A 22,245-nucleotide genomic window follows, 5' to 3' on the forward strand; every position below is an offset into this window, starting at 1 on the left:
AAAAAGCGCCCTCGTAGAAATACGATAAGCGCACCGATACTAAGCTTCCGGCTCCTCGTGCGCGAGCTTGCGCTCGATCCGCGAATCGGGCACGACCCACATGATGGCAACAGCTGTGTAGATGAAGATGCTGATCCAGGTGCTGAGAAAGGCGGCGGCGATGGCCGTTGCGTAGAGCGCGAGCGACAGGATGCCCTTGCTGTCACGGCCAATGGCGCGGGCAAGGGTCGATTCGCGGCCCGCGGCGTGCACCAGCGAGAGCGACAGCAGGTAGTACGAAAAACCGGCGCCGAAGAGGACGACACCATAGGCGATCACCGGGCCGCGCGCACCCGGGTGCTCACCCATCCAGGCAGTGGTAAAGGGCACCAGCGACAGCCAGAAAAGCAGGTGCAGGTTGGCCCAGAGCACACGCCCGTTGGTATGCTGCGCGGCCTGCAGCAGGTGGTGGTGATTGTTCCAGTAAATACCGAGGTAGATGAACGACAGGATATAGCCCAGGGCCACCGGCAACAGCGGGCGCAGGTCGGCGAAATGGGTGCCGTGCGGAGGCCGCAGCTCGAGCACCATAATGGTGATGATGATCGCCAGCACGCCATCGCTGAATGCTTCCAGTCGTCCTTTACCCATAGCTGCCGTTTTGGAACGTGGAAGATAGGAAGGAAACCGGGAGGCGGGAAGGTGGGCGGTGAGGAATTACCGGGGAGCGGTGAGCGGTGAGCGAGTGAGCGGTGAGCAGTGTGAGAAGTGAGCGTTGAGCGGCTGGATGGCCTTCCCTCCAAAACCTTCCAAAACCCTTCAAAACCTTTCAAAACCTTTCTTCCTCGCCTCCAAACTTTCTAAACCTCCTGAACCTTCCTGAACCCTCTCAATACGGCTTTACGTTAAGATAATTCCCCCGCGGGCTGTAGTTGGCCACGATGATCCAAGCACCGTTGGGACAGCGCGCGGCGCCCATCCCCACTTCGGTGGTACTGCTCCAAAGCATCTGTGTATAGTGGCCGCTGCGCGTGTAGTTGCCGGCCGTCACGGGGCCGTAGGTAAAGTCTTTCTTTTCGCTGTACCAGGATTGGGCGGCTTCGGCAGCGCTGAAGTAGCGGCCGTTTCCCCAGAAAATATTCTCGCCGTACTGCTGCGTCCAGGCGCCACCGGCGGGACGATGCTGCATCTGGCAACCGCGCTTCGCCTGCTCTTCGGCCCAGGCCTGTGCAAAGGCCGATAGCGATTCGGACCACGCAAGGGGCGCAGTGCCCACCTCGGCCCGCACCCTGTTGTGCACGTCCAGGGCAGCCTGCGCCTCTGCGGGCGGAATGGCGGAGCCGCTGCGCGCCAGCTGTGCGTCGGCAGGGTTACAGCAGATTGCTGCCAGGAAGAGGAGAAAAAGCGGTTTCATCGCAGGAGCCATTTCGCTGTTAACGCATCGCTTCACCGAAAATGTCGGCAGCGCTGTGAAGATTCTGTGAATGTCGCAGCATTACCCGGCTAGCGCTTCCGTCGGATCTGCCACGTGATGAACACCGCAAGCCCGAGCAGCACATACAGCACAGGATAGAGATCTGCCAGCGTCATCGGCTCGAAGTGCGGCGTCGGCTTCGGACGCGCAGGTGCACGCACCGTGCCATCGCCGCTATAGGTAAGACTGTACCCCACGTTGTCGTTGGCGCGGCGATAGGCCGCCAGGTAATCGTTCACCTCGCCGGGAAGCACATGGTCGCGGTCGGTATCGTACGCATACGAAAGGAGCACCCTGTTGCCGCTCCCCTTGCCCGAGGCCGACAGGCGGAAGCCGGGACCGCTGTACACGTCGTCGAAGGAGTTTACATCCCAATCCTGCGGGAGCTCGAGCTCGATGTGCTCGCTTAGGTGCAGCGGGTAATCCAGCGAAAAAGGCATCTTGCGGTCCACGTCGCTTGGCTTGCGCAGGTAGGCGTTGATCACAAAGGGAAAGACCGACAGCTCGCGGCTGCCGCTTCCCTCCTTCTTCCAGAGATCGCGGATCGTGTAGTATTCGTGAACGGTAAAGCGGTTGGCCGTTTCCTCATCCTCGCAGCGGATGCTGTCGGCGGTCACCTTATCAAAGTAGGCCGCATAATAATCCTGGTATTCCTTCAGCTTGTCGGCGCGCTTGCTGCTGCGGAAGGCATCGCGGTTGGCATCGGCCCAGGAGCCGGTATACACGCTCGTTACGAGCAGGCGACCCGCACCGCCAAAATCCTCCAGCTTGAAATGCTCGGTCACGTCGATGCGGCCGCGGTCCTGCAGCGCCACATCGCTGAAGCCGCTGTCGCCGGGACGAACCGCGAGCCCTACCTCGTAATTCGGATAGCTGATCTCGTCGAGCGTGCCGCGCTGGCCGGTAATGGTGGGATCAAACCAGAAGGTCTTGCCTCCCACACGTGCCTGTACCGTGCAATGATCGAAGGCCACCGGCGTCGGCAGCCAGCCACGCACGGCATGTCGGTCGCTGGTATTGGTAAGCACTGGCCACGCTTCGATACCCATCGCCCGGAGCAGCGCGCAGAGCAGGTACGATTTGTCCTTGCAGTCGCCAAAGCGCTGCGCCAGCACCTGCTCCGGCGGGTGCGGCTGGTGCGTGTTGGCGCCCATCTCCACGCCGAGGTAGCGCACTTCTTCCGACACAAAGCGCAGCGCCGCAACGGTGCGCGCGGCGTCGCTCGGGTACCGGGCCTTCCATTCGGTCGCCAGCCGCTGCACAGGGGCCGGCGCGGTCGGCGGGAAAAGACGCGCCGCCCAGTCGATCACTTCCTGCCAGCTGCGCCACTCGCTTACCTCGATCGAGGGATAGGGATCGAACCAGGCCGGTACATGGTCTTCAACCTGCAGTGCCGCGCTGCGGCGCAACTGCCAGGCCCAGCCCCGCTCGCTGCCGGTGCTGACGTTCTGCGCCTCCGGCCCGCCGGCGGGGTTGCGGATGCTGAAGCTGCGCCCCGCGGGAGCAAGCAGCTTGTAGTAGATATGGTAAACCGGAACGCTGAAGCGCGTGTCGAAACGCGCCGCATAGCGGTTGCCGAACACCGGGTTGAAGCCGCGGATGCTGTAGCTGTATTCGATCACGTCGCCCTGGCGCACATCGTCGAGCAGCAGCAGCGCCGTGAGCGAGCCGTTGTAGAGATGCTCGCGGCGCTCCTTTTCCTGACGCAGCACCTGGAAGCGCGCGGGTTGCAGCTTGTCGATGACCTGCGCACCGCGGCGCAATTGCACGGTATGCAGTACGAGCTGCTCGTAGGCAGGATCGTAATCGACCGATACTTCGGAGGCGTTCTGCACACCGGCGTCGGAGAGCACCCGGCGGACTGACCGTATAAATACGGTTTGCGATGCCAGCGACACCTGCTTTTCAAAATCAAGATCGATGTAGCCATCGCCCGCGCCTTCCTCGAGGCCGGTCTCGGTGTAGTTCAGTTCGTGGCGGGTAACCCAGGCCGGAACGGGGCCTGTTGCCACCCGTTGGGCACAGCAAAGAAGCGTCGGAAGCGCCGACAGGAGCAGGAAAAGAAGTCTCATAAGCAGGTACCGAAGATACGCCAATCGGCGCGGAGCGCGGTTTCGCTACCTTTAGCCGTTACCAACAAAGCTGCTTATGACCCCGCGCCGGAAGGATCGCCGCCGGACCTTGTACCTCCTGCTTACACTTGCCCTCATCATCGTCTTTACGCTGGCCGTAGTCTGGCAGTTACGGCGCCACTGACCGCCCTTTCGTACTTTCGGAGCATGCCGGCGCCTCCACTGATTCCCCTGGTTGTTGTTCAAAGCGATGAGCTCGTTCGGGGCTTCCGGCGGATCTCCTTTGCACCGCAGCCCGCGCTCCGCTACACGGCCGGCCAGTTCCTCACCTTTGTGCAGACCATCGGCGGCCAGGAGGTGCGGCGCTCCTACTCGGTACTCAGCGTGCCCGGTCTTGATGAAGCCCCGGCCATCGGTGTCAGGAGGATCGACAACGGGCTTTTCTCGCGCTACCTTTTCGACATTGTTCGCCCCGGCGACGTGCTCCAGACAACAGGCGCGGCCGGCCTCTTCCAGCTCCCGGCAGCAACCCCGGGCCAGCAGTATTTTTTTCTCGCAGCCGGCAGCGGCATCGCGCCCATCTACTCGCTGCTCCGCGCCGCGCTCTACGAGCGCCCGCAGGCACGCGTCGTGCTTGTGTACAGCAGCCACGACCCGTCGGTAACGATATTGAAAACAGAGCTCGAGGAACTTGCGCGCCGCTTCAGCAATCGCTTTCACCTGCACCTGTTGTTCAGCAGCAACCCGCAGCTCCGAAGCGCGCGGCTCACACGCGATGGTCTCCTTTCGTTTTTGCAACAGGAAGATGTGCATGCGGCCCGGTGCTGGTTCTATACCTGCGGCCCCGAGGCCTATATGCGCTTCTGCCGGTTTGTGCTGCGCGAAGCAGGAATCGCCGACGCTCATATACGGCGCGAAGATTTCATCCCCGTAAAGCCTTCCCTGCCTCCAATGCAGCCGCCCGATGCATCGCCCAAGGAAGTGACGCTGTACTGGCAGGGACGCTGCTGGCAGTTCACCGCGACCTGGCCCGATACGATCCTGCGCGCAGCGCAGCGCCATGGTCTCGAGCTTCCGTATAGTTGCGCCGCGGGCCGCTGTGCAAGCTGCATTGCAGCCTGCCTCGACGGGGGCACCTGGCTCGCGCACAACGAAGTGCTTACCGATGCCGACAGGGCACGCGGGCTCACCCTTACCTGCACGGCGTATCCCACCGGAAACGGCGTCACACTGCGCCTCGACGACACGTCAACGGATGCCCCTGTAACGCAACTGGATCGTTAATTCCGCAACGGCGATCGTAAAACCTCATCGAGAAAATACTACGTACAACTACGGCGGTTTCTAAAAAAGGGAAAGCTAGCTTTGACGCCGAGAAACACGTGGCATGAAGCAGGAATTTACGATCACTATAGACCAGGTGGCTTACCGGTTCAAACGCATCTTTCACCCCGAGCTCCCGGTAAGCTACCATGTACATTTTGCCGACTGGCACCAGCATACCATCTTTCGTATGCGCCTCGATGCAAAGGGCAGCTGGACCATCGTCCCGATGCACCTGCCCAGCTATGTGCTGCAGGCCGAGCCAAAGTTTCGCGAAGCCATCGAGGCCAACGAGGCACTCGCGGGCCTGTAACGGGCATCGTCGCTTCATTTTTCATATTCACTGGAACAGCATGGCCTGTGGCCGGAGAAACGCTCCGCGCAGTAATAAAAAAAACCGGGCAGTTGCCCGGTTTCTGATTCGTTGTAGGGAGCTCAGGCCCGCTTCTTCTTCGGCGCCGCTTCCTTCGCAGCAAGCGCTTCCTCAATAGCGGCCCGCACGTTGCGCGCGCTGAGCTCACGGGTGAGCAGGCGGCCGTTCACCAGCAGGGCCGGGATTGTCTCGACGCCTTTCTGGATCCCTTCGCGCAGGTCGTCCTGCACATACCAGCCCCAGTCACCGTTGATGAGCTGATCGAGAAAATGCTTGTTCTTCACACCCACCTCGCGGGCATAGCTTTTCAGGCTGATGGTACCCAGCGTGAGCCGGTGCTCGAACAGCAACTCGTGCATTTCCCAGAACTTTCCTTCCTGTGCCGCGCCGATGGCGGCTTCCGCGGCCTTGTGCGCCTTCTGGTGCAGCCGCGTGAGCGGAAAATGCCGGAAGCTGTAGCGGAGCTGCCCGGGGTATTCGTCGACCAGGCCACGGAGCACCGCATGGGCCGCACCCGTCGGCGCGCTTTCATAATCGCCGTACAGCACGAGCGTCACGGGCGCCTTGGCCGTGCCCAGGAAAAGGTCGCGCGTGGGGAGTACAGGAGCTATTTCTTTCTGCCTCATACGAATGATTTAATTAGCCGAAAATGCGGGCGGCTCCGACCAGTTGCGGGCGTCGAGCTCGTCGAGTACCAGGTATTGGCGGATGCGGTCGTTGCGGAGGCGGCGGAAGTGCTCCTGCACAACCGACTGCACCGGCGTATCGGCGCTGCCGCTGTGTTCGAAGAGGGCAGCTTCGGGTTGAAGAATGGGGAGGATGGCCCGCAGCTTGGCGCCGTGCACTTCCGGGTCGGTGCCGTCGAGCACGATGGCCTCGAAGTCCTGCCGCTGCGCCAGCTCGATAGCCGATTCATCGGTGGGAGCCACAACGGTCTCGTACTGCGCCGGCCAGGAAGCAATGCCCTGGGGGCGTGCCGAGACGATCAGTATTTTGCGCGTATTCATGCTGCTGAAAGTGCAAAGAACATGCTACCCTTTGTTAACACGCGAAGCGGCAGGAAACGCGCCAGCATGGCTGCTAAGGGCTTGTTAATGCGCCGTTGCGGCAGGGCTGCGCGCTGCAAAAAGCCCTTGCCACTTGTCCCTGCCAGCAAACCATTAACCCTTTTTAACCTCCGGTGAGTGGGGAGCTTCTTAGCTTCGCGGCATCTCATGTGCATACGATATGCGCAACGGCCCCTGTCTCTACAGGGGCCTTTTTTTATCGGCCGAAATACCCCATTTTCGGGGCCGCCGATGACCTTTACCCGAACACGTATCGCCCCGACGCCGAGCGGCTACCTGCACCGCGGCAACGCCCTTTCCTTCCTGCTCACCGCGGCGCGGGCGCAGGCGGCCGGCGCCCGCCTGCTGCTGCGGATCGACGATATGGACCGCGAGCGCGTGCGCCCGGAATACGTGGCCGACATCTTCGAAACACTCCGCTTCCTGCAGATAACCCCCGACGAAGGCCCGCGGGATCCCGCCGATTTCGAGGCGGCCTGGTCACAGCGGCTCCGGATGCCCCTTTACACCGCAGCACTCGACCGGCTCGCAGCGGAAGGCCTCGTATTTGCCTGCACCTGCTCCCGCGCCGACCTGCTCCGCGCGCAGCCCGACGGTATTTATACGGGTACCTGCCGCAACAAGGGCCTCCCGCTCAACACGCCCGGCGCCTCCTGGCGGCTCCGAACCGAACCGGACCTGGAACTGCTCGTTCACCGGCAGCAGGGCGAAGCGATACGGGCCCGGCTGCCCGTTGCGCAAACCGATTTTGTTGTGCGGAAAAAGGATGGCTGCGCCGCTTACCAGCTCAGCTCGCTCGTCGATGACGTGCATTTTGGGGTCGACCATATTGTTCGGGGCGAAGACCTGTGGGAGTCGACGCTGGCACAGCTGTACCTCGCCGGACGGCTGGGCAGCGACGCTTTCCTTCGTTGCAGCTTCGAGCACCACCCGCTCCTCACGGATGCATCGGGAGAAAAGTTGTCGAAGTCGGCGGGCGCCGATTCTATTCGGCAGTTCCGTGCAGCCGGGGGCACACTCGGCGAGCTCCTGGCGGATCTTAGAAAGTGGGGCAGCGCATTTTATCCGTAGAACTACGGTCGGAGTGCAGGAAGCCCCGGTAGGAGATCGTCAGCTCGATGCCGCCGCGTGCCTTCGACGCGCTCTTCAGCTTGCTTACGTTCATATCGTAGGTCAACCCGAAACCAAGCTGATGGTAGTCGAGCTTTACCACGGGCACCACGGCGTCGTTGCCGCGGTAAAAGCCGCCGAGGTAAAGACTCACGGGCAGGTCCTCTTCCTGCGCCCCCAGGTCTTTGCGCCACAGCAGTCCGCCCTGTCCCTGCTGGTTACCGCCCTGCAGAAAGAAGTCGCCGTATACCACCACGCGTTCCGATTCATTGATCGGCACCGAGAGGCCGGCGTTGAAAACGAATTTCTTGTTGAGGCGAATATCGTTGCTGGGACTGAAGGCCACGCGGGGCTCGGTGAGGTGAAAGAGCGCCGCGCCCACGTAGTAGTGCGTGCCCTGGTCTTCGTTATCGCCGAAGGAGCTCGTATAGGTAAGACCCACTGTCAGATCCGCGTAATTGATGCTGTTGTTGGCAAACGACTCATGCGTCGGGTTGAGCGGGCTGTAGGCGCCGCTGACAAACTGGTCGCTGAAGCGAAGTCCCGACGGATCGAAGCGCTGCTGCACAAAGCCACCCATCACACCGAGGGCGAGGTACGCATCGCGGGCGCTGTTGAGCGATTTGTGAAAGGTGAGCATCGGGAGGGCCTGCGTGCGGCTGAGGCGGGAATCGCCGGCCTCGTCATGCGTCACCTGGCAGCCGAGGCTCAGGTAGTTGTCGCTGCCGCGCGAAGCCAGCCGGAGCTCGGTTCCCAGCGCGGTGGTCTGGTAAGGGGTTGTCACACTGCTCCACTGGCGGCGGAATGCGCTCGTGATGCGGTAGTCGCCCTTGTAGGTGCCCGCGAGCGCCGGGTTGCGGAGCAGCGGCAGCTCGTAGAATTGTGAGAAGTTGATATCCTGCGCCGAAACGATGCAGGAGCTTCCCAAAAGCAGCAGGACCAGGCCCGCCAGTACGCCTCTTTTCATCTTCACTTATTTTAATACCGATACATTCCCTTTGAGGTTGTATTCGATCTTGTTCTCACAAACCACCTGGGCTGTCCAGGTAAATACGTCGGGGCTGGCCGGAACGCCACGCACACGCCCGTCCCAGCTGAAGCGCGGGTCGTTGGGTGTAAACTCCGTGCGCTCGAACACGAGCTCGCCCCAGCGGTTGAAGATGCGGAAATACCGCACCTTGGCGATACCCGACGACTGCAGGTACAGCACGTCGTTCACCCCGTCGCCGTTGGGTGTAAAGGCATTGGCCACGAACACCTGCGCGTCTTTGCAGAACGCAGCTATCCGGAGCGTATCGCTCGACTTGCAGCCAAAATTGTTGACCACTTTCAGCACGTACAACAGGTCGTGGTGTACGGTCACGGTCGGCGCGGGGCAGTTGCTGCAACTCAGGTCCTGCGTGGGCAGCCAGGTCCAGCTGACAATAGGCCCGTTGGTAATGACCGGTTGCAGTTGCTGTACGGCGCCTGTCGGCAGCGCAAGATCCGGCCCCAAATCAACACCCGGCGACGGGTTGACGTGCACCAGGACCTGCACGGTGTCGGTAAAGCAATTGACGCTGTCGAAGCCCACGAGCTGGTATAGCTGCGTGCTGTCGAGAATAACGTTGGGGTTGGCGCTCGCCGGGTCGCTGAGACCGGTAGCGGGGCTCCAGCTGTAAGTGGTCGCGCCCTGCGCGCTGAGGTGGCCCAGCACGTTGCTGCACACCGTGATGCCGCCGGCCGTTACGTGGATCGGGTGCTTCACCGAAATGAGCACCGTGTCCTCACCGGGACAGCCCGCGCGTCCGAAGCCAACGAGGTAGTAGGCCTGGTCGTTACGGGGAAAGGCCTGCGGCGATGCGCAGTTGCTGCAGGTGAGCGACGTTGCCGGCGACCAGCTGTAGATAAGCGCGCCGGTTGCCGAGAGCTGCAGGCTGTCGCCTTCGCAAAGCTTTTGGCTCCGTGGCGTGACACCGGTTTGTACCGTTGGGTTCGCCACCACGTCGATCGGCAATGAGGTCGAGTCTTTACAGCCCTTGTCGCTCGTGAGCACCTGGCGTACGTTGTAGAGGTTGGCAATCGTGTAGCTGTGCGAAGGACTCACCTGTGTTGAAGTGCTGCCATCGCCGAAATACCACGTCGTGCTGATGCTGCCCGCAGCGATCGAGCCCGCGCCGTTGAACTGGTAGCTGTTGCCGCGAAGACATTGCTGCGCGCTGTTGATGCTGAAGGCGGGCATCGGCTTCGGGTGTACAGTCACGGGCTGCCGCGTGCTGTCGATGCAGCCTTTGTCGCTCGTGGCCACAAGGCCGATCGAGAAGGGACCGTACGTGGCGAAGCTATGGCTCGGGCTCGTTTGCGTTGAGGCAGCGCCGTCGCTATAGCTCCACTGGTAGGTCATCGTGCCGCTGCCGATCGTAGTGCCGTTGGCCGCATTGAATGAGTTCCCGTTGAGGCATTGCGCGCTGCTGTTGAGCGTGAAGGCAGGCTGCGGCATCGGGTGCACCACGGCAGGCAGGCGCAGTGAATCCTTACAACCTTTATCGCTTACGGCAAGCAGTTGCACGGTGAAGGTGCCGGCACTGGCGTAGGTATGCGTGATCGTATTCTGTGTGGAGCTGGTATTATCACCAAGATCCCAGGTGAGGTTAATGCTGCCGGCGCCGATGGTTGCGTTGGCGCTGAACACAAAGCGGTTACCGGTGAGGCACTGCGCCCCGTTGTTGATGCTGAACTGCGGCTGCGGCTTCGGGTGTACCGTTACGGGAAGCTGCACCGAATGCGTACAGCCGTTCACGGTGCTTACCGTAAGCTGCACGGTAAAGGGTCCGTAGTTGCTGTAGCTGTGCACCGGCGCGGCGTCGCTGGCGCTGTTGCCATCACCGAAGGTCCAATGGTAGGCCAGGCTGCCGATGGGCGTCGTGGAGTTGTTGGTAAACTGGTAGCTGTTTCCGTTGAGGCACTGCAGCGCACTGTTGACAGCGAAAGCCGCCGTTGGCAGCGGGTCTACCACCATCTCGCGGCGCAGGCTATCGATACAGCCACGGTCGGAGGTGAGCACCAGCGTTACCGGGTAGGTGCCGGGGAGCGCGTAGCTGTGCGAAGGACTCGCATCCGTAGAACTACTGTTGTCGCCGAAATTCCAGGTGCCGGTGAAGGTGCCGCCGTTGAGCGAGGATCCGTTTGTAAACTGGAACAGATTGTTGGTCAGGCACTGGCCCTGGGCGTTAAGCGTGAAGGCCGGCGTGGGCTTGCGGTACACGGTGATGGGGAGGCTGCTGCTGTCTTTGCAGCCGGCGCCCGTGGTCACAACGAGCTTCACGGTATAAGGGCCGCCCGTGGCGTAGGTATGCGTCGGGTTGACGTCGGTGGAAAAGCTTCCGTCGCCGAAGTCCCAGCGGTAGCCCAGTGTTCCGCTGGCCACGGTGCTGCTGTTGCTGAACGAGAACACGTCGCCCGCGCAGAGCGCATTGTTGGCGATGGTAAAGCCAGGCCGCGGCTTCGGCTGGATCGAAACCGATACGGTATCGGTAGCCGTACAGTTGTTGCCATCGATGGCCGTGAGCACATAGGTGGCCGAGCTCGTTCCGTTGTACACCGTGCTCGATGCGTTCGGCGAGAGCAGGTTCGTCGAGGGACTCCACGAATAGCTCACCCCGTTTGCCGGAGCGCTGCCGATACTGACCGTACCCGTTTCGCAGATGACCGCATCCGGGCCCGCATTGGCTGTCGGGAACACCGGGTTGGCTTCCACGTGCAGCGTATCCGTACAATTACAGGTGTTGCAGTCGGTATTGTTGAAGGGCTTCACGATCACCCAGTAGCCGGAACCAATGACCGGGCCCGGGTTGATGGTGAAGCTCGGCGCCGTTGAAAGCTGCTGGGTAAAGTTCTGGTTCCACCATTGGTAGCTCTGGAATCCGGGCGGGCCCTCGAGTACCGTTTCGTGCGGCGGTGTACAGTTGTACGTGAGCTTGGCCGCCGAGCCGCATTCCGACACATCTACATAAGCATAGCCGAAATGACCGCCGAGCGTACAGTCGGCCGTGGTGAAATCGAAATAAAGCGTGCGGCCCGCGAAGCGCGACAGGTTTACATACACCGACGACCAGGGCTTGTACCGGATGGGCGAACCCGTCGGCGACGAATGCAGGCCGCCGGTCGTGATCGGCGAAAGCTGGAAGCCCGGCACCAGCGAGGCAACGTAGTTGAACGAGGCGCAGGGAAGGAATTCGCCCGATGCGGAGTCGGAAAGCTTGGCGGTGAAGCGGGGCTGCTCCCAGTCTTCGTGCTCGTTGCCCGAGCCACTTGGGTTTTCGAGCACCACGGCGTATTGGAAGCGGATGGAATATTCGTTGGCCGGGCTGGGCACATGCACCACGTAGCGGATGCGCTCGGCGCCGCGCTGCACAAAGTCGTTGCCCAGCTTCACGGCATATTGGCTGCCGTCGGGCGGGTTGATGGGGAAGCCGCCGTAGTAGTCCAGCAGCGAGGTAGGGGTGCGCGTGATAATCTTATGCTGCCCGGACAGCGGGGGCGTTTGGCTGACGCTGATTACGTTGGTGCTGAACCCGTCGTCCTGTACAGTACCGGCAAAGCAGGTCCAGTTGCTGAAGTTGCCGGCCTCGAAGTCGAGGTTGAACGGGCACTGTCCCGAAGCCGTCGTGGCCGTGCGGGCCGGAAGGTCGGGATGCGGTGTGAGCACCTGGGTCACCGGCGGGCGCACGGGATCGCTGCTGCCGCCGCGGCGCGGGGGCTGCCAGTTCGCGTCGAACACGCGGCGCACGACGCGGTTGGTATCGATGATCTTCCAGCTGCCGCCGCTGCGGGCAAGTGTAGCATATTCAACAAAATCGGAAAGCTCATCGAATGCGGGTGGCTGCACCAGCTCACCGCGGCCGTTGACAAACCCCCACTGCGTGCCGATACGGACCACCGAAAAGCCACCCGAGAAGGGGCGGGCCTCGTCGAAGCGTTGCGCGGATACGGGCTGGCCGGTACTCCGGCTTACGAACAGGTATTTCCCGCCAGCGGCGCGGATCTGCACCTGCGGCTCGGCCGTTCGCTGTTGCGCGTTGCCGAGTAAGGGGAAAAGAAGGATGAGGAAGAAAGCAATCGATGAAAAACGGACGCTCATGAGCAGCTGGTTTATTTGGCCGGTGAGTTTGGAAAGTAATGGTTGGGAGAAGCGTACAGCAGCCGGTAGAACTACGGACGGGTTTTTCAGCGGGAAAGGATCCTAAATAAAGATACGGCCGGCCGCCTAGAAGCCAAAGCCCTGCCGGGTGAAAAATGGGTGAGTGCCCCTTTTGGTACGTTTATAGTGCCTTTTTTCTCTTTAAAAAAACCTTGTATATGTTCGAACAAGTCGTCAATCTGGTCAAGGAGCACCTTGACCAGCACCCTGAAGTGGCCAGCCAGATACCCCAGGGACAGGAGCAGCAGGTACACGAGGAAGTAGCAAAGCAGATCACGCAGGGAATGGCGCAGCAGGCCCCGCAGGCCGGCGGTATCGGTGGCGTGCTCAGCCAGCTGCAGAACGCCGCCGGCTCGGGAAGCCCTGTCACCGGCGCGATCACGGGCGGTATCGTCAGCGCGCTGGGCAGCAAGTTCGGACTTCCGCCCGCTGCCACGGGTGCCATTGCCGGCGCCCTGCCCGGGCTGCTCCAGAAGCTGGCCCACAAGGCCAACGATCCCAATGACCCCAGCATCACGCCCGACGGGCTTGGTGGCATGCTCGGCGGACTGGGTGGCAAGATCGGCAGCTTATTCGGGCACTAGTTCCCGCACTTTTTCCAGGATGTGCACCATCGCCAGCGTATCCAGCGTACAGTAGGCGAGCAGGTCGGCCCGGGTTTGGGCAATAACGGCCGCATCGGTTTCGTGGCGCAGCTGCGAGAAGGCTAGGTGTGCCCCGCCGCCATCGTTGATGGCAAGACCCGAGTAGCCGGCCCCGGGCACCAGCGCAGGGAGCACCGACTTCAGGGAGCTGCGGCCGTAGAGTCCCGGAAGGAGGATATGCTTTTTGAGAAAGAGGTTTCCGAGGTCAACGATGCGATCCTTGAGTGCTTCCACCGCGGCGCGGAGATCGGGCTCGTCGCGGGCGAGCTGGGCCAGGATGGCGTGCTCGAATGCAGCGCCCCAGGACAGTACCGACCCGCTGGTACCGACCGCAGCGAGGAGGCGCTCGAGGAAGATCCGTGCGGGGTTGCCGGTCCTTTCTGCCAGGAAACTGTACTGCGTCAGCGGGGCGCCCGGCCCCTCCTGCCGGTGCAGCGAAAACTGGAAGGGCACCTGCCGGAAGGGCCAGTGGCCGTCGAATTCGGGCACCGGCGACTGGTACGCTTCGAAATCCATGAACGACAGCGGGTAGCGAAGCCCATGGAGGAAGGCGCGGACCGGCGCCTCTTCTACCTGGATCGCGTCAACGCTTTCGGCTGGAACCGGCGTTTCTGCAAACACGCAATGCCCGGCGAAGCGGCAGGGCTCCGGCTTGCGGCAATGGCTGCCGGTGTCGGCGTGCGGCGGCTCCCCCGCGGCCAGCGTTCGCTTCAGCTGATGCACGCGGGCCACGATGGATTGCTGCATAGCCCGCACCGTGCGGGTTACCGCCACCCGTACAAATAGCTGTTCCGGGTCGAGCGCGCCTTGCCGCACATAGTCCTTATTGAGATGCAGGATGAAGTTGCCGGCAGGCCGGAGCCCGATTGCCTGGAGCACGTAGTACTGCAAGGCCGCATCGGAAAAGTGCGCCGGCTTCAGGGAGGTGGCGCACTTCGTTTCGTACACATACCACTTGCCATGTTGCCGCTGCAGCACATCCACCGTAACCAGTACGCCGTTGTGCTCGAAGGTCGCGTTGTACAGGAGCTCCTCGCCCGAGTGCAGGAGCAGCTGCGTACGGGCTACGGCCACCGCGTAGTCGGAATCCCCGGCATCGGCGCCACCCGGGAAAAGCACGCGCGCCAGCACCGGGAGCTCTGCCCCGGGCGCAGAACGGGAGGGCCGGTGCGTATCGTGCGCATGCCGCTGCAGCCAGAGCCGTTTGCTGCAATGAGTGCCTGTGAGAAAGGCCGAGGCAGTGATATAGCGCGGGTCGGAAGCCATAGGGGGAAAGGCAAGGTAACACGAATACGGCAGCGGTAACCGCGCGGCGCCCTGTGGCGTCACAGGGGTATGACCGCACTATTCGCCTTGTTCTTCGGCCTCCTCAGCAGGCCGTCTTCCGACAGCCTCACGCTGCGCATCAACCCGGCCCCCACCTATATCGAGCGCGACGCCCGTGGCCAGGTGCTCAACGTCGACCTCGTGGTTAGCAACAGTACGGCCGACAGCCTCGAGCTCCGGTCGCTCCTGCTCCGGGTGCGTGATGCTTCCGGGCGTCTCGTGCTCCAGCGCTTTGTGGATGGAAACGGCCTGCACCCCGGCATCGAAACGGTGCCGGACCGACGCATCGCGCCCGGGGCCGAAGCGCTTTACTTCAGCCCCTTCACCCGCTTCGACCCGGCCACGCCCCTCGACACGCTGGAATTCATACTGACCTTTGCCGGCAGCAATGGCCGGGAACTGGAGGCACGCAGCTCGGTGCATCCTGCGGCAACGGCAGCAACGCCGCTGCTGGCACTTCCGCTGCACGAGCGGCTGCTGGTATACGACGGCCACGACTACTACAGCCACCACCGCAGGTTCCAGGCCGACGATCCGCGCATCCGCGAATTCGGGTTGAAAGGCAACTTCATGCGCTTCTCGTACGACCTCCTCGTAGTGAATGAAGCGGGAGATGCGCTGCCCACAGGAGCCGTACGCGACTCGATGAAGGCCTGGTACGGCTTCGGGAAACCGGTATTCGCTGCGGCCGGCGGGGAAGTGATCGCGGTATGCGACACGGCACGCGATGACCGCTCGTTCCAGGTGGCCGACCTGCACCGCTCCGCACTCGCCCTTTATGGCAACTATGTTGCCGTTCGTCATCCCGACGGCAGCATTGCCCTGTATGGCCACCTACGGCAGCACAGCATCCGCGTCAAGCGCGGACACCGTATTTCTACGGGACAGCGCATTGCGGCTATCGGCGCCTCCGGCTCGTCGCTGTTTCCGCACCTGCATTTCGAGCTGCGCACGGCGATCGGGCATGAAGCCGAGGGTCTTCCCGCGCGTTTCGGCAACTTCCGGCGCTGGCTCGGAAGCAAGGCGATCGTTGTGCCGGCAGGCCTCATCGACAGCGGCGATATCATCAGCAGCCGTTGAGCGGAGGGCCGTAGCCCTGCGGAGCCAGCGAACCCAACTTTCTGAACGATTAGGTATCTTGGGCACAACACGCTTTGCATGGATCGCAGCAAGACCCCGCTCGCGGAATTCATCCGTAACAATACACCTTACCTTACGGTGCCCAACGACGTGCTCGAAGCAATCGTGGCGCCCTTCGAGGAACGGACGCTTGCGAAGGGCGCCCTCCTGCTCCAGGCCGGGCGCGTGAGCGGCTATTACTACCTGCACGAAGGCTACCTGCGCACCTACATGCACGATCCGGACGGCAACGAAGTAACGACCTACTTCTACCCGCCCGGCCGCGTTGCCTTCGACCCGCCCTCCTTTTTCTTCGGGCAGCCTTCCGCCGAAAACATCCAGGCCCTCACTGACTGCCACGGCTACTATATCAGCTTCGAGCAGCTCAACGCGCTCTTTCACGGAATTCCCGTGGCGCGCGAGTTTGGCCGCGCCATGCTGGTACGCGAGTTCACGCTGTACAAACAGCGAACCGTGGCCATGATCAACCAGCGCGCGGAAGAACGCTATGCACAGCTGCTCCAGCAGCAGCCGGGGCTGCTCCGGCACGCGCCGCTGAAGCAGATCGCTTCCTACCTGGGCATTACCGACACATCGCTGAGCCGCATCCGGCGCGAGTTTGCGCGAAAAGGATCCTAGCGCATCAGCCCCTGCATTTTTTGCAAGGCGCCGGTCGTTTCTTGCCATTTGACAAGCCGACTCATTTACGGTGTTGGTTCCTTTGTAGCAGCAAAAAACAATACGCATGGAACAGCTACCCATTATCATCCCGACTGTATTTCTACTGGTCGTGCTCGCTACTGCTATCCTCCTCTTCCGCGCTGCATCCTCCAAAAGAACGATTCTCCTGGGCATGGCAGCCTGGCTCATTCTCCAATCGGCTATTTCGCTGAGTGGCTTCTACACGGTATTCACTACGCTGCCGCCACGGATCCTGCTGCTGCTGTTGCCGCCCATGGCGCTCATCGTCGTGGCACTGGCTACCGCACAGGGCAGGGCGCTCCTCGACAGCCTCGACGCCCGCACGCTCACGCTTCTCCACACCGTCCGCATCCCCGTGGAAGGCGTTCTCTGGGCGCTCGCGCTGTACCGAACCGTGCCCGCGCTGATTACATTTGAAGGCGTCAACTTCGATATCCTTTCCGGGTTGTCGGCGCCGCTGATCTACTACCTTGTATTTGTACGGAAGCGTGCCGGGCGTAACGCACTGCTGTTGTGGAATATCGCCTGCCTCGCGCTTCTGGTCAACGTGGTCGCGCATGCGCTGCTGTCGGTACCGACGCCGCTGCAGCGGCTTTCCTTCGATCAGCCTGCGATCGCCGTGGGTTATTTCCCGTACACGCTGCTCCCGGGCTTCGTGGTGCCGGCCGTATTGCTGGCGCACGCAGCGATGATCCGGAGGTTACTTCCGAAAGAAAAAACAAGCCTTAGCTACGATTTGTAAGAGGGCCGCAGATGCGTGACGAATGTCATTGTGCAAGTTCACGCAACCGCTCAAGGATGTGCGCCATGGCGAGCGTGTCGAGGGCACAGTAGGCGTCGAGGTCTTCGCAGATCTGGCGCACGACCTCGGGGTCGGTGGCGCTGCGGAGGCGGTTGTAGGCCGCGTTTGCTTCCTCGCCGCCGGCGATGGTAAGGGCGGCGTAGCTCATTTCGGGCACCAGCGCGGGAAGAACGTACTTGAGCGATACCTTGTTGCCATTGACCGGGATGCGCACATGCTGCGTCATGAAAGGCAGCTGCAGGTCTACAAGCCGGCTGCTGAGGGCATCGATGGCTTCGGCCCACTCGGGATGATCGGTTCGGAGCTGATCGAGCATCAGCTGCTCGGAATCGCGGCTGTAAACGAGTATCGATCCTTCGGGACCAATGGCGTCGAGCAGCGCGCGGCCGAAGGCGGCTACCGGCTCCGACTGACCGCTGGCGATAAAGCCCTCGTGTACCAACGGTGCCCCGGGGGCTTCCTGCCGGTGCAGCGAGAATTGAAAAGGGATCTGGCGGAAGGGCCAGTGCTGGTCGTATTCGGGGATGGCCGTCTGGTAGGCCTCGAAATCCATAAAGTACAGCGGGTAGCTGATGCCGCCGAGGAATGCGCGGAGCCAGGGTGCATCTGTTTCGATCTCCACGGGTCCGGCGGGAAGCGTCACTTCCTGCTTGCCGTATTGCGGCGGCGGCGCCACGGGCTCCCCGGCAGCGACGGCGGCGGCGCGCTTGCGGTCCTTTTCATACATCCGCTTCAGCATCTGCATGCGGCCGCGCAGCTCCTGCTGCGTGAAGCGCAGGCGGCGCATAATGCGCTCCTCCACGAACAGTTCCCTGGGATCAAGGGCGCCGTGGCGCACATACTGGGCGTTGAGAAGAAGCAGGCCCACATCATCGAGGTCGACACCGGCCTGCCGCCAGAGGTGCACGGCGAGGGCACAATCGAGGAAGTGCTTTTCCTTCGGCTTGGTGCTGGGGCGGAAAAGCAGCCCCACGCGGCGGCCGCCACGCTGCAGCAGCACATCGAAGGAGGCCAGCATCCCCTCTTGCAGCACCGTAGCGCCGAAGATGGTCTCGCTCCCTTCGTCGAGAAGCCGCTCTGTTTCGGCAGCCGCGGCGCGGCCGTCCTCCGACGACACATCCACCCCACCCGGGTAGCGGGCATGGAGGAGCGCGCGCAGGGCGGGCTCTGGCGGCGGGGCCGTGGGCGTAAGCAGGGAAGCAGCAGGGCGACGGGAATGCATGGCGGCAAAAGTAGGGCTATTCGGGCAGCGGGGACAGGGGCGTCTGCGCAGCCGCGAACGGCTATGGCCCGGGGGTATAGCCTTCCACGAAATACACGCCGCCGTTCTTCGCATCGGTCAGCGCCTGCAGGTAGGCCTCGGCTGCCTTTGCGGCCGTTGGCCAGGGCGTCGCATCCATACCGAGGGCGCGGGCGGTTTCGGCCACGAAAGGCGGGTGCACGATGGCGATGCGGCGCCCTTCCTTGAGGTCAAGGGCGGCACCGCGAACGAAACCCTCCACACCCGCGTTGACCAGCGCGATCATCGAGGTAGCGGGCCAGGGCGCATAAGCGAGCATGCCGCCGGTGAGCACGAACGATCCGCCCGGCTTCAGGTGCGGGAGAGCGCGGCGTACGAGGTTTACCTGCCCCATCAGCTTGGAGTCGGCGCAGCGCTGCACATCCTCATCACTGAGGGACTCGAGCGGCGCGAAGGCGGCATCGCCGGCAACACAGACGACCGCGTCGACGACGCCGGTTCGGATGAAGAAATCTTCCACGCTGGACTTATCGGTAATGTCCAGTCCGGGGCTCGAGGAGCGCGTAGCATCGACCACCTCGTGGCCTTTCCCGCGGAGCAGGGCGGCCACGGGTGCGCCGATAGTGCCGGTAGCACCAACAACAACAACTTTCATATAAGGACGTTGAGCTTGTATAATGAATTAACGCGCTGAAGATAGACCGGGGACAAATGCGGGCTGCGCTGCATCAGCGACTTCCGGAAAGCTCCTTCCGCAGCCGCTCCAGCTCGCGGCGCAGCAGTTGCTCCTTGTCGCGGTTGTAGGCGGCCTCTTCGTATTTCTGGGCGCGGGCAAGCTCCTCCCGCCAGGCGGCCGTTCGCTCGATCTCGGCCTTCAGTTGTTGGATACGTTCGATCATGTGCATGCGTTTGACGAGCCAGGGTAAGAAGACGAGGTCGAGGAGCGCGCCGACACCCAGCACACCCAGCGAACAGCGCCAGATCCGCGCGCTGCGTGGCTTGCCGAGGTAGACACGGTGGCGGCCAAGCAGGCCGAAGCCGCCCAGGAGCCAGAGCCGGTAGGCTTTCTTCAGGTCGGGATAGTTGGGCATGAGTTCGTGAATCGTCACTAGCCAATTGCGCGCCGACGACGGGTCAAACCTAGAAAGCGAAAAGCACAGGCCGAAGGTTTCGCGAAGGTTTAGTTGCACACAGCGGGTAACGGCTTCGCACTCAATCGAAACGTACTGGTTTTGGCAGGAAATGCACAAGGGCTGCGTGGAACGGGGTTATGCACAATGCAGCCCCAACAGGCACAGCGCGGTTACCCGCCATGCTGCCAGCAATAACCGCCCCTTCGCGCGGCCCGCGAGCAGCGCGTGCCTTTTTTCGTGGTCGCATGGCATTGACCGTCGCTGGCGGGCGCTGTCCCGGCCCGGGCGGGGGTTACGATGCTCCCGGCGCACAGATGGCAGGCCGTGCGGCCGGCGCCTTGTGCCTCGCTGAGGGTTTCCCTGATGATCCGCCCCTTGCAGGCGTTGAGCCCGCGGCAGCTGGCTACCGAATGATAGCGCGCCGCATAAGGGCCGGTGCATACATAGACGGCAGGATCCGCCGTGGGATGAAGGAAGCAAAGAAGGATTAGCAGGAGGCGCATCGGCTATGTTTGAATGGAGCAGACGGGTTATGAAAAATGACGGCCGGACAAAAGTCCGGCCGTTCACCTAAACCAACTGCTTGATGAGTTCCAGTAACTCAACAGAACAGGAATTAAAGATAAAAAGCACGTTGCAAAAAGCAAAGCATCATCAAAAAAAGAACACGCCCCTATCGGACACTGGAAATACCGACCTGCGGAGTTACACGGCCGCGCCGGACAAAAACCGGGGGTCCGGGCCGGTTACCCTACGTTCGATGCAGATTCATCGCTTGCACAGTGAATTTCCTGCCCGCCGCTGGAATTCTTCCGCCTCGTCGTCTAACCTGTTCGGGACCTCCAGCTTCCACTGACCAAACTCCTTCTTATGCGCAAAAGCTCCATCCTGTTAAGTGCCATAGCAGCCATCGTGGCCCTTGCCGCTTCCTGCTCCAAAAAGTCGGAAACGACCGCCAGCCCTGCCTCCTACCCGGCCGTGGCCGCGGCCTTTGGCGGCAACATCGACCTTGCCCACCTGGCCAACTACGCAGCACAGGGCAAGCCGGCGTATATCAATAAAGACAACACCGGCGGCAACGCCATCTCGGATGCCAAGGCAACTCTCGGGCGCGTACTGTTTTACGACAAAAACCTGAGCATCAACAATACCGTCGCCTGCGCGTCCTGCCACAAGCAGGCTTTTGCCTTCAGCGATACGGCGCTCGTGAGCAACGGCGTGGAGGGCGGCACAACCGGCCGTCACTCGATGCGCCTTGTCAACGCGCGCTTTGCGATGGAGCGGAAGTTTTTCTGGAACGAGCGGGCCGCAACTCTTGAGATACAAACGACGATGCCGGTCCAGGACCACGCCGAATTGGGCTTCAGCGGCACTGGTGGCCGACCGGGTCTCAGCACGCTGCTGGCGAAGCTCCAGGCGATCGGCTACTACAAGGAGCTGTTCCGTTTCGTATACAATGATGAGAGCGTTACGGAGCCGCGTCTCCAGGAATGCCTCGCCCAATTCGTGCGGAGCATCCAGAGCTTCGACTCGAAATACGACGCCGGCCGCGCCAGCGCCCCCAATGACGGCGCTCCCTTCGCCAACTTCACGGCGCAGGAGAACGAAGGCAAGCAGCTCTTTCTCCGTCCCCCGCAATTCACCGCCAACAGCCGCACGGGCGGAGGCCTCGGCTGCAACGCCTGCCACAACGCACCCGAGTTCGACATCGATCCGAACACCCATAACAATGGCATCATCGGCACAGTCGGCTCCGGCACGCTCGACGTGGCCGTCACCCGCGCGCCCTCGCTCCGCGATCTCATCGGACCTGCCGGGTCACTCAATGGCCCGCTGATGCACACGGGCGTGTTTACAAGCCTGCAGCAAGTGCTGGGGCACTACGGCTCTATCAACGTGGCACCGGGCAATACCAATCTGGATGCGCGGCTGATGCCCGGCGGCTCGGGCCAACGCCTCAACCTTACGGCGGCGGAAGTGGATGCGGTGACGGCCTTCCTCCGCACGCTGACCGGCTCTGCGGTCTATACGGACGCGCGCTGGAACAACCCGTTCCAGTGAGCGAAGCAATGGACAGGGCTGCCCGGCACAGGCAAAACGACAGTAGACAGGTTGCATCGAGTGCATCCGTCGGTGTAGGCGGCTTTGTAACCATTTGCGCCCTGACCTGCTCTATCGGTGAAAACCAGATACCATGTCTACAGTAACCGCCTCCTATGCAGCACAGCCTGCTTCTGCTACCGTAATAAGCCCGGCCGGGCGCGTCGCCTCGATATTACGGTGGACCTACGGACTGGTGCCGATTGTCGCCGGCGCCGATAAGTTCTTCCATATCCTTACCAACTGGAATCAATACCTCGCACCCCAGATCGCAGCCGTCATCCCCGCGGGCACCTTCATGAATATTGTCGGGATCATCGAGATCGTGGCCGGCATCCTGGTACTGGCCCGGCCCCGTATCGGCAGCCTGGTGGTGACCCTGTGGCTGCTGGGGATTGCCGTCAACCTCGTGCTTACCGGCAACTATTTCGACATTGCCGTCCGCGATACCGTTATGGCCATCGGCGCCTATTGCCTGCACCTGTTGTGGAGTGAAAAACAGGGACGAGCGACCTATCGGTAAGAAGGCCGCAAGGGATTGCCCTGCCGTTGGCGGGGCGAGCCCGGGGTGGGACCATCCTTGTCGAAGAATCAGGCTTCAT

At 62.0% G+C, this 22,245-nt stretch carries 21 protein-coding genes; 9 read left to right on the plus strand and 12 right to left on the minus strand.

Annotated elements, in window-relative coordinates; genetic code table 11:
* Nucleotides 1-39 precede the first annotated feature (39 nt).
* From ACYU7Z_RS08510 to ACYU7Z_RS08520, 3 genes are all read right to left on the minus strand, one after another.
* A complete protein-coding gene (locus tag ACYU7Z_RS08510) occupies nucleotides 40-630 on the minus strand; it encodes a TMEM175 family protein (protein ID WP_460569385.1) in 591 nt (196 codons plus the stop codon).
* A gap of 238 nt (nucleotides 631-868) precedes the next feature.
* Nucleotides 869-1,393, minus strand: coding sequence for a CAP domain-containing protein (locus tag ACYU7Z_RS08515; protein WP_460569387.1), 525 nt, complete (start codon nucleotides 1,391-1,393; stop codon nucleotides 869-871).
* 89 nt (nucleotides 1,394-1,482) lie between these two features.
* Nucleotides 1,483-3,525 carry a DUF3857 domain-containing transglutaminase family protein gene (locus ACYU7Z_RS08520; RefSeq protein WP_460569389.1) on the minus strand — a complete coding sequence of 681 codons (2,043 nt, stop codon included), beginning with the start codon at nucleotides 3,523-3,525 and terminating at the stop codon, nucleotides 1,483-1,485.
* 207 nt (nucleotides 3,526-3,732) lie between these two features.
* On the opposite strand from ACYU7Z_RS08520, the gene ACYU7Z_RS08525 reads away from it, so the two are divergent.
* Nucleotides 3,733-4,809 (plus strand): 2Fe-2S iron-sulfur cluster-binding protein, encoded by a 1,077-nt coding sequence (locus ACYU7Z_RS08525; protein ID WP_460569391.1) that lies wholly within the window; start codon nucleotides 3,733-3,735, stop codon nucleotides 4,807-4,809.
* Between the two features lie 103 nt (nucleotides 4,810-4,912).
* Nucleotides 4,913-5,161: a hypothetical protein gene (locus ACYU7Z_RS08530; RefSeq protein ID WP_460569393.1), complete on the plus strand. Its 249-nt coding sequence runs from the start codon at nucleotides 4,913-4,915 to the stop codon at nucleotides 5,159-5,161.
* A gap of 122 nt (nucleotides 5,162-5,283) precedes the next feature.
* On the opposite strand, the gene ACYU7Z_RS08535 is transcribed toward ACYU7Z_RS08530, so the two are convergent.
* Both ACYU7Z_RS08535 and ACYU7Z_RS08540 read right to left on the minus strand, forming a co-directional pair.
* Entirely contained in the window at nucleotides 5,284-5,847 is a 564-nt protein-coding gene (locus ACYU7Z_RS08535) for a DsbA family protein (RefSeq protein WP_460569395.1), read from the minus strand.
* 9 nt (nucleotides 5,848-5,856) lie between these two features.
* Nucleotides 5,857-6,228 (minus strand): hypothetical protein, encoded by a 372-nt coding sequence (locus tag ACYU7Z_RS08540; RefSeq protein ID WP_460569397.1) that lies wholly within the window; start codon nucleotides 6,226-6,228, stop codon nucleotides 5,857-5,859.
* 291 nt (nucleotides 6,229-6,519) lie between these two features.
* Between ACYU7Z_RS08540 and ACYU7Z_RS08545 the strand changes: the two genes are divergently transcribed.
* Entirely contained in the window at nucleotides 6,520-7,359 is an 840-nt protein-coding gene (locus tag ACYU7Z_RS08545) for a nucleotidyl transferase family protein (protein ID WP_460569399.1), read from the plus strand.
* Here ACYU7Z_RS08545 and ACYU7Z_RS08550 read toward each other — a convergent pair.
* Together ACYU7Z_RS08550 and ACYU7Z_RS08555 are read right to left on the minus strand one after the other, a co-directional pair.
* Nucleotides 7,328-8,365, minus strand: a complete 1,038-nt coding sequence (locus tag ACYU7Z_RS08550) for a PorP/SprF family type IX secretion system membrane protein (protein ID WP_460569401.1) — start codon at nucleotides 8,363-8,365, stop codon at nucleotides 7,328-7,330. The two genes, ACYU7Z_RS08545 and ACYU7Z_RS08550, sit on opposite strands and share 32 nt — an antisense overlap.
* A gap of 6 nt (nucleotides 8,366-8,371) precedes the next feature.
* A complete protein-coding gene (locus ACYU7Z_RS08555) occupies nucleotides 8,372-12,517 on the minus strand; it encodes a PKD domain-containing protein (RefSeq protein ID WP_460569403.1) in 4,146 nt (1,381 codons plus the stop codon).
* A gap of 218 nt (nucleotides 12,518-12,735) precedes the next feature.
* Here ACYU7Z_RS08555 and ACYU7Z_RS08560 point away from each other — a divergent pair, with 218 nt between their 5' ends.
* Nucleotides 12,736-13,161 (plus strand): hypothetical protein, encoded by a 426-nt coding sequence (locus ACYU7Z_RS08560; RefSeq protein WP_460569405.1) that lies wholly within the window; start codon nucleotides 12,736-12,738, stop codon nucleotides 13,159-13,161.
* On the opposite strand, the gene ACYU7Z_RS08565 is transcribed toward ACYU7Z_RS08560, so the two are convergent.
* Entirely contained in the window at nucleotides 13,147-14,487 is a 1,341-nt protein-coding gene (locus ACYU7Z_RS08565; RefSeq protein ID WP_460569407.1) for a DUF2779 domain-containing protein, read from the minus strand. The two genes, ACYU7Z_RS08560 and ACYU7Z_RS08565, sit on opposite strands and share 15 nt — an antisense overlap.
* Nucleotides 14,488-14,556: 69 nt before the next feature.
* Here ACYU7Z_RS08565 and ACYU7Z_RS08570 point away from each other — a divergent pair, with 69 nt between their 5' ends.
* The 3 genes from ACYU7Z_RS08570 (at nucleotide 14,557) to ACYU7Z_RS08580 (ending at nucleotide 17,110) form a co-directional block, all read left to right on the plus strand.
* On the plus strand, nucleotides 14,557-15,627 hold the full coding sequence (locus ACYU7Z_RS08570; RefSeq protein WP_460569409.1) for a M23 family metallopeptidase: 1,071 nt from the start codon (nucleotides 14,557-14,559) through the stop codon (nucleotides 15,625-15,627).
* 78 nt (nucleotides 15,628-15,705) lie between these two features.
* The gene (locus tag ACYU7Z_RS08575; protein ID WP_460569411.1) at nucleotides 15,706-16,305 is read left to right on the plus strand and encodes a Crp/Fnr family transcriptional regulator; all 600 of its coding nucleotides are present in this window, start codon (nucleotides 15,706-15,708) and stop codon (nucleotides 16,303-16,305) included.
* 106 nt (nucleotides 16,306-16,411) lie between these two features.
* The gene (locus ACYU7Z_RS08580) at nucleotides 16,412-17,110 is read left to right on the plus strand and encodes a hypothetical protein (RefSeq protein WP_460569413.1); all 699 of its coding nucleotides are present in this window, start codon (nucleotides 16,412-16,414) and stop codon (nucleotides 17,108-17,110) included.
* Between the two features lie 25 nt (nucleotides 17,111-17,135).
* Here the strand turns inward: ACYU7Z_RS08580 and ACYU7Z_RS08585 are convergent, their stop codons facing one another.
* The 4 genes from ACYU7Z_RS08585 to ACYU7Z_RS08600 form a co-directional block, all read right to left on the minus strand.
* Nucleotides 17,136-18,392, minus strand: a complete 1,257-nt coding sequence (locus tag ACYU7Z_RS08585) for a DUF2779 domain-containing protein (RefSeq protein WP_460569415.1) — start codon at nucleotides 18,390-18,392, stop codon at nucleotides 17,136-17,138.
* Nucleotides 18,393-18,453: 61 nt separating this feature from the next.
* The gene (locus tag ACYU7Z_RS08590; RefSeq protein WP_460569417.1) at nucleotides 18,454-19,065 is read right to left on the minus strand and encodes a Rossmann-fold NAD(P)-binding domain-containing protein; all 612 of its coding nucleotides are present in this window, start codon (nucleotides 19,063-19,065) and stop codon (nucleotides 18,454-18,456) included.
* 73 nt (nucleotides 19,066-19,138) lie between these two features.
* Nucleotides 19,139-19,519: an NINE protein gene (locus tag ACYU7Z_RS08595; protein ID WP_460569419.1), complete on the minus strand. Its 381-nt coding sequence runs from the start codon at nucleotides 19,517-19,519 to the stop codon at nucleotides 19,139-19,141.
* A gap of 194 nt (nucleotides 19,520-19,713) precedes the next feature.
* Nucleotides 19,714-20,046, minus strand: a complete 333-nt coding sequence (locus ACYU7Z_RS08600) for a DUF5763 domain-containing protein (protein WP_460569421.1) — start codon at nucleotides 20,044-20,046, stop codon at nucleotides 19,714-19,716.
* Nucleotides 20,047-20,413: 367 nt separating this feature from the next.
* Between ACYU7Z_RS08600 and ACYU7Z_RS08605 the strand changes: the two genes are divergently transcribed.
* Both ACYU7Z_RS08605 and ACYU7Z_RS08610 read left to right on the plus strand, forming a co-directional pair.
* Nucleotides 20,414-21,604 carry a cytochrome-c peroxidase gene (locus ACYU7Z_RS08605; RefSeq protein ID WP_460569423.1) on the plus strand — a complete coding sequence of 397 codons (1,191 nt, stop codon included), beginning with the start codon at nucleotides 20,414-20,416 and terminating at the stop codon, nucleotides 21,602-21,604.
* Nucleotides 21,605-21,737: 133 nt separating this feature from the next.
* Nucleotides 21,738-22,166, plus strand: coding sequence for a hypothetical protein (locus tag ACYU7Z_RS08610; protein WP_460569425.1), 429 nt, complete (start codon nucleotides 21,738-21,740; stop codon nucleotides 22,164-22,166).
* Nucleotides 22,167-22,245 lie beyond the last annotated feature (79 nt).

Source organism: Flaviaestuariibacter terrae, from assembly GCF_054777635.1.